Here is a 12,930-nt window from a genome sequence, read left to right as displayed (position 1 = left end):
GCTCTCACCCGATCTCGAATGCATCGGTGGCAAGATGCGCGTGCTTGTCGTGCCAATGCTGCGCGATCTCCAACCGCGTCGGCACCCAGACCCGCTCGTGCTTGCCGACGTAGTCGAGGAAGCGGATCAGGCCCGCGGCGCGGCCCGGCCTGCCGGCGAGGCGGCAGTGCAAGCCCACCGACATCATCTTCGGCGCGGTCTCCCCTTCGGCATAGAGCACGTCGAAGGCGTCCTTCAGATAGGTGTAGAACTGCTCGCCTTCGGCAAAGCCCTGCGGATTGATGAACCGCATGTCATTGGCGTCCAACGTATAGGGAATGATGAGCTGCTTGCCCTTCGCACCCTTGACCCAATAGGGCAGATCGTCGGCATAGGAATCGCAGAGATAGAGGAAGCTGCCCTCCTCCATCAACAGCCTGTTGGTATTGATCGAGGAGCGCCCGGTGTACCAGCCGAGCGGGCGCGAGCCGGTGGCCTCGGTATGGACTCGGATCGACTCGGCAATCTCGGCGCGCTCCTGCGCTTCCGTCATGTCCTTGTGCTCGATCCATTTCAGGCCGTGGCTCGCGATGTCCCAGCCGGATTCTTTCATCGCTGCGACGATCTCCGGATTGCGCTTCAGCGCGGTGGCGACACCGAACACGGTGGCCGGCCATTTGCGCTCGCCGAACATCCGCCACAGCCGCCAGAAGCCGGCGCGCGAGCCATATTCGAACATGGATTCGACATTGGCGTGACGCTGGCCCGGCCACGGCTGCGCGCCCAGCACGTCCGACAGGAACGCTTCCGAGGCGCTGTCGCCGTGCAAGATGTTGTTCTCGCCGCCTTCCTCGAAATTGACGACGAACTGCACCGCAACGCGCGCGTTACCGGGCCATTGCGGGTGGGGTGGATTACGGCCGTAGCCGCGAAGATCGCGGGGGTAGCTTGTATCGGTCACTCAGACTTCCTCGAAACGAATCGGTAGCGCGCCATTCCACAACACGCTCTTGCCCAACGTCACCAGATTCTCCAGGCCGGAGGTCACCGTGATGAAATGGTTGCCGGCGAGTTGGCCCATCCTGCTTGCGAAGCGGACACCGCCATAGGCGAGCAGGATCTCGGTTTCGCTGATGCCGCCGGGATAGAGGATGATCTGGCCCGGCGCGGGATAGCTGGTGTGGTTCTCATAGCCAACGCCGAAGTCGAGATCGCCGAGCGGCATCCAGACGCCTTCGCCGCTCCAGCGCACATGGATGATGTGGCTCTCGAACGGCAGCGCCTTGCGGAACGCGGCAACGGTCTTGGGCGCCGCCTGCTCTTCGAAGCGGGCGTCGAACGTGAAATCGCCGGCGCGGATAACGAGTTTGCTCATCTCATCTTCTCAGGAACGGGGGCATGCCCCCGCGGGAGCTCGCAAGCAAAGAGCATTCCGGCGGGCTTCGCGCAAGTGGCGCAGAACTCATTACCTGCGGTCGTAAGACCAGCCGAATATACCGCTCCGCTGCGTCTCCGGCTCGGGGGCGGCCGCCGGTGCGGGAGCCTCCTTTAGTTCCGCCTGTGCCGGGGCCGGCGGCGGGGCCGGCAGGTTCTCGCATTTCATGGAATAGACCAGCTTGCCGTCCGCGGTGCGCCCGATCGGAGCGCAGGGGTCGGGACGCACGGCCGAGGTTTTGGCAGCGGGTTTCACCTGCGCCGCAGCCGGCGCGGCGATCAAAAGCAGGATCAGCAGATATTTCGACATCGTTGTCGCGCCTGAAACTCGGTTAGCCCATTCAACCGGATTGGAGCGGGCAAGTCCACCGGCGCGTTCGAGGCGCGGTTGCCGAATATTTGGCCGGCACTGTCGTCGGCATTGCGAGCGGAACGAAGCGAAGGCTCTCCGCCGACGGACGCTCACAGGGACTACCGGCCCTGCCCGCACCCCTCGTGCCGACGCTGCCGCGTCCACCGCATCCCCGGCCCGCAATTCGTGACGACGTACGATCGCCCCTCAAGGATGAGCCGGGATGGGCAACACAGAAGCCATTTCCGAATTTCGGTGAAGTGGAATATTTTTCCCGGCAGGCGTTGACGGAGGCGACACAGGGCACCGCCCTCGCAGCCAGCTACGGCAGCCGTCATTATGGATGGTAGCCCGTCGCATCAAGTCCGCTTGGCGTGTCCGCGTCAACTTGCCCAGGGCCGTCTCAAGACAGCGCCCCCAGCACGCCGCGCGTGGCCTTGTCGATTTCCTCGACATAGCGGCGGCGGGCAAAGGTCTCGGTCAGGAAGCCGACCACCTTGCGGCTGTCGGTGGAATCGACCACCGCCAGCATTTCGGCCTCAGCTTCGTCGAACACGGCCATCGCGCTCTTCACGTTCATTTCCGGGATCAGCACGATGTCCGTCAGACGCGCGAGCTCGATGACCTGGATGTCGTCGGCGATGGTGTCGAGGTCGCTGGAGAACAGATCGGGCAGCAGGACGAGACCGACATATTCGTCAGCATTGTTGACGATGACGATGCCGGGCCGTGACCCCAGCGCGAATTCCCGCCGTGTCGCCGCGATCGTGGTGCTCGACGGCACCTTGCCGACGTCCGAGCGCATCAGGCGCTCGACGGTGAGGTTGCGCAGCCAGCCGACGTCGTTGGCGCTGCGGATGGTTTCGCCGCGCAGATGCAGGCGCCAGGTCGAGAAGGAATGGCCGAACATGAAGCGGACGCAGATCGAGGTGACGATGCAGCCGGCGAGCACCACCGCGGTGACGTCGACATTGCGGGTCATCTCGAGCACGAGGAACGACATCGTCAGCGGACCCCCGACGATGGCGACGCCGAGCGTGGCCATGCCGGTCAGCATCGCCACCAGCGGATCGATCACGAAGTTCGGGCTGATCAGGAGCAGCACCGCGGCGAAGAACTTCCCGATCAGGCTGCCGACGAACAGCGAGGCGAAAAACAGGCCGCCGCGGAAGCCTGAGGCCAGCGAGATCAGGCAGGCCGTCACCTTCAGCGCGATGATGGTCGCGACCAGGCCGATCGTCATGTCGTGAAAGAGATCGAGCACCATGGCGCCGTGGCCAGCCGCGAGCACCTGCGGCGTGACCAGGGCGAAGCTGCCGACCATGAGGCCACCGATGACCGGGCGCAGCCATACCGGCAGCCATTTGAACAGGCGCTCGAACATCGAGGACGAGCGCATCACGGCGATGCCGACGCCGCTGGTGACGAGAGCGAGCCCGATCAGCGCCAGATATTGCTCGACGCCGACGGCGCTGACCTTGGGAATTTCGAGGGAGTACGGCGCGCCGCCGAGCCACTGCGCCGTGAGCGCGCCGGCCAGCGATGCCGCCAGGATCGGCGCGGCGCTGCCGACCGAATAGACGCCGACGATCAGCTCGCAGGCGTAGAACGCGCCGGTGATCGGCGCGCCGAAGGCCGCCGCGATCGCCGCCGCCGCGCCGCAGCCGACGATGAGGCGGAGGTCGTTGCGGCGGAGGTTGAAGAACTTCCCGAACAGCGAGGCGATGCCCGAGCCGATCTGGGTGTAACCGGCCTCGAGACCGACGGAGGCGCCGCAGCCGTTCGAGATCAGGGTCTGGCTCGACACCACCACGCTGTCGCGCATCGACAGATTGCCGCCGCGCAGCGCATTGGCCTCGATCGGGTCGACGGCGCTCGACAGCTTCAGCCGTCGCCGCCACCATTCCATCACGCCGAGCACGAGGCCCCCCAGCGCGGGCGCGATCATCGCCGCCCAGGGACTGACATAGGCGTTGGCCGAGAGGCGCACGTCGATCGGGATGCCGTAGATCACGACATGGGCGATCTGCGCGATCTCGGCCATCAGCGTCACGATCGCGCCGGCCAGCGTACCGATCACGAGCGCCAGCGGGATCAGATAGAACTCGTTGCTGCGCAGGAGGGCGCGCAGCCGAACCATGGTGCGGTTGGTCCCCTTGCGGTCGACGAAATATCTGATCCGCGCAAACACCGTCTGTCCGCCCTACCCTTCCGACAGGCCGTAGCCGGCCATGCGCTGGCGGACCCGCTCGATCTCGGCGCTCGAGAGCAGCGGCGGTTTGCCGATCTGCAGGCAGCCGTGGTATTGCCGGGCCAGCGTCTCGACCTCGACGGCAAGCCACATCGCCTTGTCGAGCGTCTTGCCGAGCGCGATCATGCCGTGATGGTCGAGCAGGCAGGCGAGCCGGCCCTCCAGCGCGTGCACCGCATGCCGGGACAGTTCCACTGTCCCGAAAGTGGCATAGGGCGCGCAGCGGATGCTGTCGCCGCCGGCGGCTGCGATCATGTAGTGCACCGGCGGAATCTCCATGCCCATGATCGCCAGGATGGTGCAATAGGTCGGATGAGCGTGGACGACGGCGTCGACGTCGGCGCGCGCCTTCAGGATGTCGAGATGGAAGCGCCACTCGCTGGACGGTTTCTGATCGGGGGCGTGCGAGCCGTCCATCGCCATGAACACGATCTGGTCCGGCGTCATGGCGTCGTAGGGCAGGCTGGTGGGCGTGATCAGGAGCCCCTCGCCGAAACGCACGCTGATGTTGCCTGAGGTGCCCTGGTTGATGCCGAGCGCGTTCATGCGGCGGCAGGCGTCGATGATGGCCTGTCTCTTGTCGAGCTCGTCCGCTGTGATCGACATCTCGATTTTACCTCGGCCTTGTTGCGACGGGCGTTTGTTAGACCCGAAGTACGTCAAAGCAATATGGCAGCGCAAGCGAAAGCGGACCGGTTCGGGCGCCGGCTTGCCGGCAGGCCCGCAAACCCGAGAAATTGATTGTAAAATCAATGGATTAAAAGTTCGCGCAGCCTATCACAAGCTGGCCCGAACCGCCGCGATCCCGAGGATCACGAACTGCACCGAATAGGCCGCAAGCAGCATGACCCCGCGACAGCACGGCATTCCCGGTGCGCCCCAGCGTCCGCGCGATCAGGTGAGCCGAGACGAAACAAAGCGTGCCGACGAGGCAGACCGAGAGCACCACCACAACGATGATCGCAACTTGGCCCCATAGCCGGCGCCGCCTGCCAGACGAAGGCGGACAGGGCGAAATCGAGCATCGGGGGACGTCTCGGCGGCCGTGAACGGCCGGCCCCTAGCGGCTCGCGAGGGCCTTCGCGAGGAACATTTGCAAACGTTGGCTCTTGATCGCGTGTGGATTGAGGAAGGGCGTGCCTTCCCGTGTCACCTCATGAGGAGGATTTATGGCTAAGAAAGCAAAGAAACGCGCATCCAAGAAAAAGACCGCATCGCGCCGTCCGCGTCAGGCGCCCAAGATGCTGAGTGATCTGTTTCTGGAAACGTTGAAGGACATCTATTTCGCCGAGAACAAGATCATCAAGACGCTGCCCAAGATGGCCAAGGCCGCGCATTCCAAGGACCTTGCGGCCGCCTTCAACAAGCATCTGCGGGAGACGCAGGGCCAGGTCAAACGGCTCGAACAGATCTTCAGAATGCTGGACAAGCCGGCGCGCGGCAAGCCGTGCGAGGCGATCAACGGCATCACCGACGAGGGCGCCGAGATCATGAAGGACTTCAAGAACGCTCCCGCTCTCGACGCCGGACTGCTCGCCGCGGCGCAGGCCGTCGAGCATTACGAGATTTCTCGCTACGGCACGCTGCGCACCTGGGCCGAGGAGCTCGGCATGCCCGAGGCGGCAAGGCTGCTTCAGGATACGCTGGACGAGGAGGAGGCGACCGACCACACGCTGTCGGAGCTCGCCACTTCGGTGATCAACCTCGAAGCGGAGGCCGAGTACCGCGAGGCCGCCTGATCCCGCGCATCTCGCCCAATCATTGCCATCGACGCCGCGGAATATCTTTCGCGGCGTCGATACGTCTGACCGCAAGGGCCTCCGCTGCTTCGAGGGCCAGGCATGCTCCATCCGCGCGATGCTGGAATTCCGGGGAACCATCCCCATATCCCCGTTTTCCAACCGCAGCGCCTCCCCCGAGTTTTTGCCATGCAACCGAAAAATCCCTTCGACTGGATGCTGTCCGAGGCCCTGGACCAGCTGACCCGCGGCGAGCGCATGCGGCAGCAGTTCGGCCGCCAGGAGGCCTGCTGGGAGCCGCCGATCGACGTGCTCGAGACCGAGCACGAGCTCCTGATCCTGGTCGCGCTTCCCGGCGTCAATCCTGACAATGTCGAGACGGTAATCCAGGACGGCGTGCTCATCATCTCCGGCCAGCGCACGCTGCCGCCGGAGCTTCGCAACGCCCGCATCCACCGGCTCGAGCTGCCGCAGGGGCGTTTTGAGCGCCGCATCGCGTTGCCCCTTGGCCGCTATGCCATCAGCCGCTTCGTCATGGACGGCTGCGTCGCACTGCGCCTCGCCAAATCCTGAGGTCGATCATGGCCAATGAACAGATGAACAACGAACCGACGAATTCCCAAAACGGTCCTGGCGTGAAGATTCCCGAAGACGCACTGATCATCATCCCCGTGCGCGAAATGGTGCTGTTTCCCGGTGCCATCGCGCCTATCGCGATCGGCCGGGCGAAGTCCATCGCCGCCGCACAGCAGGCGTTGCGCGAGCAGCGGCCGGTCGGCATCGTCCTGCAGCGCAGCCCCGCAATCGAGGAGCCCGGCCCGGACGATCTCTATCGGGTCGCGACCATCGCCAACATCGTGCGCTACATCACCGCACCCGACGGCACGCATCACATCGTCTGCCAGGGCGTGCAGCGCGCGCGCATCCTCGACTTCCTGGCGGGCACGCCGTTCCCGGCTGCGCGCATCCAGCAGATCCCCGAGCCGACCACGTCCTCGCCCGAGATCGAGGCGCGGGCGCTGAACCTGCAGCGCCAGGCCATCGAGGCAATCGAGCTGCTGCCGCAGGCGCCGCCCGAGCTGATCGCGATGTTCCAGAACACCAGCGCGCCCGGCGCGCTGGCCGATCTGGCGACCTCGGTCATGGACATCAAGCCGCAGGACAAGCAGGAGGTGCTGGAAACCATCGACCTCGCTCTGCGCGTGGAGAAGGTGTCGAAGCACCTGGCCGAACGGCTGGAGGTGCTGCGCATCAGCAACGAAATCGGCCAGCAGACCCGCGCCAGCTTCGATGAGCGGCAGCGCGAGGCGATCCTGCGCGAGCAGATGGCAACCATTCAACGCCAGCTCGGCGAAGGCGACGGCAAGGCCGCCGAAGTCGCCGAGCTGACGGCAGCGATCGCCAAGGCCAACATGCCGCCGGAAGCGGATGCGCATGCCAGGAAGGAGCTGCGCCGCTACGAGCGGATGCCTGAGGCTGCGGGCGAAGCCGGCATGGTCCGCACCTATCTGGACTGGCTGATCGAGCTGCCCTGGGCGCTCCCCGCGGAGAAGCCGATCGACATCAAGGAAGCGCGCCGCATCCTGGATGCGGATCACTTTGGCCTGGAGAAGATCAAGAGCCGGATCATCGAATATCTGGCGGTGCGCAAGCTCGCTCCGCAGGGCAAGGCCCCGATCCTGTGCTTCGTCGGCCCGCCCGGCGTCGGCAAGACCTCGCTCGGACAATCCATCGCACGCGCGATGGATCGCCCCTTCGTGCGCGTCAGCCTCGGCGGCGTGCATGACGAGGCCGAGATCCGCGGTCACCGGCGCACCTATATCGGCGCGCTGCCGGGCAACATCATCCAGGGCATCAAGAAGGCAGGCAGCCGCAACTGCGTCATGATGCTCGACGAGATCGACAAGATGGGCCGCGGCGTGCAGGGCGATCCCTCTGCCGCCATGCTGGAGGTGCTCGACCCCGAGCAGAACGGGACGTTCCGGGACAATTACCTGGCCGTGCCGTTCGACCTGTCGCGCGTGGTCTTCATCGCGACCGCCAACATGCTGGACCAGATTCCGGGTCCGCTGCTGGACCGCATGGAGCTCATCAGCCTCGCCGGTTACACCGAAGAGGAGAAGCTGGAGATCGCGCGGCGCTACCTGGTGCGGCGGCAGCTGGAGGCCAACGGCCTGACGGCCGAACAGGCCGAGATCGAGCCGGAGGCACTGAAGCTGGTCGTCAAGGGGTACACCCGCGAGGCCGGCGTGCGTAACCTCGAGCGCGAGATCGGCAAGGTGTTCCGCCATGCGGCGGTGCGGGTCGCCGAAGGCACGGCTGCCAAGGTCGTGGTGACGGCAAAGGACATCGCCGATGTGCTGGGCCAGCCGCGCTTCGAAGGCGAGATCGCGCAGCGCACCAGCGTTCCGGGCGTGGCTACCGGCCTCGCCTGGACGCCCGTGGGCGGCGATATCCTGTTCATCGAGGCCTCGCGCGTCCCCGGCCGCGGCAGCATGATCCTGACCGGCCAGCTCGGCGAGGTCATGCGCGAGAGCGTGCAGGCGGCACTGACGCTGGTGAAGAGCAAGGCGACGCAGCTCGGCATCGATCAGTCGGTGTTCGAGAAGAGCGACATCCACGTTCACGTGCCGGCGGGTGCGACCCCGAAGGACGGCCCGAGCGCGGGGGTGGCAATGTTCACGGCGCTGACGTCCCTTCTCACCAATCGCACGGTACGCAGCGACACCGCGATGACCGGCGAGATCTCGCTGCGCGGGCTGGTGCTGCCGGTCGGCGGCATCAAGGAGAAGGTGGTGGCTGCGGCCGCCGCCGGCCTGAAGCGGGTGATGCTGCCGGCACGCAACAAGCGGGACTATGACGACATCCCGAAGAGCGCGCGGGACAACCTCGAATTCATCTGGCTGGAGCGCGTCGACGACGCCATCGCCGCAGCGCTCGAGCCGATGGAAACCAAGGTGGAAGCGGCGGAGTGATGCAATGAAAAAATTGCTGGAAGAGACGAAGCGATCCCGGACAACGCAGCGGCTGCGCCAGCTGCTTGGTCGTGCCATCGACCGGGTGCGCGATGCGCTCGCAGGACCCGAGCCACGGCTTGCGCCGATCCCGGTCCGGGTGAAGCGCCGCAAGGGCTGAACCCCCTCCGCTCCAGCCCTCGCAGCCACTTCGTCGAACCAAAAGGCCCCCTCTCCGCGAGGGGGCCTTTGCGTTATCAGCCCACAGCGTCCTTGGCGGCCTTGACCGGGCGGGCGCGGACGATCTTCCGGGCCGGCTTGGCCTTGAACATCATCTCTTCACCCGTGAACGGATTGGTGCCCTTGCGCGCCTTGGTCGCGGGCTTCTTGATGACCACGAACTTGGCAAAGCCCGGCACCAGGAACAGGCCGTTCTTCTTGAGCTCCTTGTGGCCGACGTCGGTCAGAGTCTCCATGACGTTCTTGACGTCGCGCTTGGAAAGCTCGGTGGCGGTCGCAATCTTTTCGATCAACTGCGATTTCGACATTTGGGTTGGCATCGTGTCTCCTCTGATTCGTTGCCGGTTGCATATTAGACCAACCGGCGAAGGCCTATAGCCCTCTGCACAGTTTTGTCGCGGTTTTACGGGCTTTTTTGGCCCCCTGCGACAAAAACCCCTGCATTTTAGCGGCTTCCAGAGCGGAAGATGCCTCGGGCAGCGGTTTTTGCCTTGTTTCAAAGGCCCGCAAGCAGCCTTGCTAAAGCTGATTCGAGGCTTTCGACAAGCGACCACCGGCCTCTTTGCCGGAGGGGAAGCACGATTCACCCTGAAAAATAAGGCTGGATCGTCGCTCTGCGGCGTTTCTCCCCGTCTTTTACGGGCCGCGGAGAGTTATGTGCGCTCGATGATGATGGCCGGCGCCATGCCGCCTGCGGCGCACATGGTGACGAGACCGCGCTTGAGGTCGCGCCGTTCGAGCTCATCGAGCATGGTGCCGATCAGGATCGAACCGGTCGCGCCGATGGGATGGCCGAGCGCGATCGAGCCGCCGTTCACGTTGACCTTGGCGCGGTCGAGCTTGAGATCCCGGATATATTTTTCCGCGACCACCGCAAAGGCCTCGTTGATCTCGAACAGATCGATGTCGTCGATGGTGAGCCCGGCCCTGGCCAGCACCTTGCGCGTCGCCGGCACCGGGGCGTTCAGCATCAGCGTCGGCGAGTCCCCCATATTGGCCATCGCGACGACGCGCGCCCGAGGCTTCAGGCCATGCGCCCTGGCATAGGACGGCGAGGCCAACAGGATCGCCGCCGCGCCGTCGACGACGCCGGACGAATTGCCGGCGTGGTGCATGAAGTCGATGGTGAGGTCCGGATATTTCTGCAGGATCAGGCCACGATAGGTCGTGCCCTTGTCGTCCAGCGCATAATCGGCGACAGCGGGGAATGCGGGCTTCAGCGCCGCGAGACCTTCCATCGTGGTCTGCGGCCGCGGATATTCTTCGCGGTCGAGCGCCAGGCTGCCATCCTCGCGATGAACAGGCACGAGGCTCTTCTTGAAGTGACCGCCAGCGATCGCCTGTGCGGCGCGCTGCTGGCTTTCGAGGCCGAGCGCATCGACGTCCTGCCGCGTGATGCCTTCCAGCGTCGCGATCGCGTCGGCGCAGACGCCTTGATGCGACTGCGGATGCCGCGCACGCAGGCGCAGATTGCCGGAGTCCATCATCATCGGACCTCCGCCGCGACGTCCTTCCATCGACATCATCTCGCACCCGCCGGCGATGACGAGGTCTTCTGCGCCCGCCATGATCGAGGAGGCCGCCATGTTGACGCTGGTGATGCCGGAGCCGCAGAAGCGATCGAGCGTCACGGCGCTGGCGCGCACGTCATAGCCGGCATCGAGTGCCGACATGCGACCGAGATCGCCGCTTTGCGTCGCAACCTGCGCGCTGCAGCCCCAGACGATGTCGTCGACATCGGCCGTGTTGATACCGGTCCGCTCGGCGAGCGCGCGCAACACAGTGGCACCTAACTGCTGCGGATGAATGCCTGACAGTGCTCCCTTGCCGGCCTTGCCGATACCGCGCGGCGTACGGCAGGCATCGATGATCAGCGCGTCGGTCATGGGCGTTGTCCTCCGGTTATGAGTGTTGAGGGCGGTTTTGAATCAGAGGGAGAATGGAGTCAATGTGACACGCCTCTCTTCACCTCTCCCCGCTCGGGGCCGCGCAGGTGGGGAGAGCCGAACGGGTCACGCCCCCGCCGCATTCTTCGCGATCACGTTGCGATAGAAGCTCGCGCTGAGTTTTGGCGTCCGGACCTGGGTGTCGAAATCGACGTGGTAGAGGCCGAAGCGCTTGTTGAGACCGAACACCCATTCGAAATTGTCCATCAGGCTCCAGAGGAAATAACCGCGCACCGGCACGCCCTCGGTGGTGGCGCGCTGGAGCTGGGCGAGATAGTTGCGCAGGTACATGATGCGATCGGTGTCGTAGATCTTGCCGTCTTGCGTCATCTGGTCGTCGCCGGAGGCGCCGTTCTCACTGATATAGATCGCATCCGTCTTCCAGATCTTTGCAGCCAGCTTCGGAACCCAGTAGATCGTCTCGGGGCCGACGCGCAGCCAGTCGGAGTTCATGTGCGGGAATGATTTCGGGATCGGCACCGGCATGAAGCCGGCGCCCTGGTCGGACGCCACGATGTAGTGCTGCGGCGCGTAAATGTTGAGGCCGAGGAAATCGACCGGCGAGGAGATGATCTTCAACTCGGCGTCGGTGTATTTCGGCGCGTCGCCGCCGGCGTATTTCAGGAACGCGTCGGTGTAGCGGCCGGTCATGATGACGTTGAGATAGCCGGCATTCAGCTCGCGCAACGCGATCTCGGCGGCGCGGACGTTCTCGGGCGTCTCGATCGCGGGAATGCAGGCATCGATATTCTCGGCCGGGCCCACGCGCGTGCCGCGGCGGCCGTGGGCGCGCACGGCCTGCACCGCAAGTCCGTGCGCGAGCGCGGTGTTGTGCCTGATCTGGTTTACTTCTGCCTGCGGCAAGGTCAGGCCCGGCGCATCGATGCCGATGCCGTAGCCGAAATAGACGAAGCGGCCGCTCTCGTTCAGCGTGAATACGCATCTGACGCGATCGGTCAGCTGCCCGGCGACATAGGCCGCGTAGTCGCCGAAGATCTTGCAGGTCTCGGTCGAGCGCCAGCCGCCGAAACGATCCTGCAGCGATTGCGGCAGATCCCAATGATAGAGCGTGAGCCAGGGCTCAATGCCGTTCTTCAGCAGTTCGTCGACCAGGCGATTGTAGAAGTCGAGCCCCCTGGGGTTCGGTTTGCCGTCGCCATCCGGAAACACCCGCGGCCAGGCCACCGAGAAGCGATAGGCCTTGCAGCCGAGTTCCCTGATGAGCGCGATGTCCTCCTTGTAACGGTGATAATGTTCGTTGGCGCGATCGCCCGTGGTGCCGTCCTCGATCTTGCCGGGGATGCGGACGAACTTGTCCCAGATCGAGGCCCCCCGGCCGTCCTCACTGACCGCACCCTCGACCTGATAGGACGACGTCGCCGTGCCCCAGACGAAGCCAGGCGGGAAGCTACTGGTGCCGCGCGGCGCCGCTGCCGGCCTGGCCTCGGCGGATTCAAGCGGACCCGCGATGCCGGCTGCGGACATTCCCGCGATTTTCGCGAACTGGCGACGCGAGACCTTATCCGACATTGATGCCGCTCCGGGATGATGGGTGCGGCGGCACAATGACGGGGCGCGGGCGATTTGAGAAGCGCCGGCAGGGAAAGTTTTCAGCGCGGGGGTTTCGGCAGCTTCGGAAGCGCGTTGGGATCGAACGCAGGGACCTGTCCGGTCCGTTCAGGTAGTGCCGCGGGCTGTTCCGTCAGAATGAGAGTACCCTGCAGAACGACTCCGCGCGCCTGACCTGCCGTTGCCGTGTAGGTCGCGATCTTGTCGGGGCATGTCCCCTCGATCTCCAGCGTGAGCTCATCATAGACGCCGAAGACCGTGACACGCCCATCGGTATGACGCTTCGTTGACACGGTCGCGGTGAAGCGATCGCCATCGACCTTACAGGAGCCGTGATACGTCATCAGGCTGTCGCGGCCCCAAATCTGGCCGTCCGCGACATGGACGATGCCGGTGCCTTGGTCGAGTGGCGTCTTGTACCACGCCGCGTAGGTACCGTCCTTCAGCATGGGAGTAGTCTCCGCTG

The 12,930-nt window shown here is 64.8% G+C and carries 13 protein-coding genes and 1 pseudogene; 4 read left to right on the top strand and 10 right to left on the bottom strand.

Annotated elements, in window-relative coordinates:
* Window positions 1–4: 4 nt before the first annotated feature.
* The 6 genes and pseudogenes from puuE to ACVWZ4_RS22695 form a co-directional block, all read right to left on the bottom strand.
* On the bottom strand, window positions 5–940 hold the full coding sequence (gene puuE / locus ACVWZ4_RS22720) for an allantoinase PuuE (protein ID WP_456704791.1): 936 nt from the start codon (window positions 938–940) through the stop codon (window positions 5–7).
* Window positions 941–1,354, bottom strand: a complete 414-nt coding sequence (locus tag ACVWZ4_RS22715; RefSeq protein ID WP_456741238.1) for a DUF3830 family protein — start codon at window positions 1,352–1,354, stop codon at window positions 941–943.
* A 90-nt stretch (window positions 1,355–1,444) separates the two neighbouring features.
* On the bottom strand, window positions 1,445–1,723 hold the full coding sequence (locus tag ACVWZ4_RS22710) for a hypothetical protein (protein ID WP_456704793.1): 279 nt from the start codon (window positions 1,721–1,723) through the stop codon (window positions 1,445–1,447).
* A gap of 445 nt (window positions 1,724–2,168) precedes the next feature.
* Complete coding sequence (locus ACVWZ4_RS22705; RefSeq protein WP_456704794.1) at window positions 2,169–3,956, bottom strand: chloride channel protein; 1,788 nt, start codon at window positions 3,954–3,956, stop codon at window positions 2,169–2,171.
* A gap of 12 nt (window positions 3,957–3,968) precedes the next feature.
* Window positions 3,969–4,622 carry a class II aldolase/adducin family protein gene (locus ACVWZ4_RS22700; RefSeq protein WP_456735852.1) on the bottom strand — a complete coding sequence of 218 codons (654 nt, stop codon included), beginning with the start codon at window positions 4,620–4,622 and terminating at the stop codon, window positions 3,969–3,971.
* Window positions 4,623–4,793: 171 nt separating this feature from the next.
* Window positions 4,794–5,018: pseudogene (locus ACVWZ4_RS22695) on the bottom strand (MarC family protein); the annotation flags it as partial.
* Between the two features lie 167 nt (window positions 5,019–5,185).
* Between ACVWZ4_RS22695 and ACVWZ4_RS22690 the strand changes: the two are divergent.
* The 4 genes from ACVWZ4_RS22690 to ACVWZ4_RS22675 all read left to right on the top strand — a co-directional run bounded on the left by ACVWZ4_RS22690 (window position 5,186) and on the right by ACVWZ4_RS22675 (window position 8,890).
* Window positions 5,186–5,755, top strand: a complete 570-nt coding sequence (locus ACVWZ4_RS22690) for a YciE/YciF ferroxidase family protein (RefSeq protein ID WP_456704796.1) — start codon at window positions 5,186–5,188, stop codon at window positions 5,753–5,755.
* Window positions 5,756–5,944: 189 nt separating this feature from the next.
* A complete protein-coding gene (locus ACVWZ4_RS22685; protein WP_092228842.1) occupies window positions 5,945–6,328 on the top strand; it encodes an Hsp20/alpha crystallin family protein in 384 nt (127 codons plus the stop codon).
* A gap of 8 nt (window positions 6,329–6,336) precedes the next feature.
* On the top strand, window positions 6,337–8,730 hold the full coding sequence (gene lon, locus ACVWZ4_RS22680; protein WP_456741237.1) for an endopeptidase La: 2,394 nt from the start codon (window positions 6,337–6,339) through the stop codon (window positions 8,728–8,730).
* A gap of 4 nt (window positions 8,731–8,734) precedes the next feature.
* Complete coding sequence (locus ACVWZ4_RS22675; protein ID WP_456735854.1) at window positions 8,735–8,890, top strand: hypothetical protein; 156 nt, start codon at window positions 8,735–8,737, stop codon at window positions 8,888–8,890.
* 76 nt (window positions 8,891–8,966) lie between these two features.
* Here the strand turns inward: ACVWZ4_RS22675 and ACVWZ4_RS22670 are convergent, their stop codons facing one another.
* The 4 genes from ACVWZ4_RS22670 to ACVWZ4_RS22655 form a co-directional block, all read right to left on the bottom strand.
* On the bottom strand, window positions 8,967–9,269 hold the full coding sequence (locus tag ACVWZ4_RS22670) for an HU family DNA-binding protein (protein WP_018320691.1): 303 nt from the start codon (window positions 9,267–9,269) through the stop codon (window positions 8,967–8,969).
* A 333-nt stretch (window positions 9,270–9,602) separates the two neighbouring features.
* On the bottom strand, window positions 9,603–10,835 hold the full coding sequence (locus ACVWZ4_RS22665) for an acetyl-CoA C-acetyltransferase (protein WP_456741236.1): 1,233 nt from the start codon (window positions 10,833–10,835) through the stop codon (window positions 9,603–9,605).
* A gap of 126 nt (window positions 10,836–10,961) precedes the next feature.
* Complete coding sequence (locus ACVWZ4_RS22660; RefSeq protein WP_456741235.1) at window positions 10,962–12,425, bottom strand: GH1 family beta-glucosidase; 1,464 nt, start codon at window positions 12,423–12,425, stop codon at window positions 10,962–10,964.
* A gap of 80 nt (window positions 12,426–12,505) precedes the next feature.
* A complete protein-coding gene (locus tag ACVWZ4_RS22655) occupies window positions 12,506–12,913 on the bottom strand; it encodes a hypothetical protein (protein WP_456741234.1) in 408 nt (135 codons plus the stop codon).
* Window positions 12,914–12,930 lie beyond the last annotated feature (17 nt).

It is taken from the genome of Bradyrhizobium sp. USDA 4472, from assembly GCF_054058595.1.
This window is presented reverse-complemented; position numbering and strand designations above follow the sequence as displayed.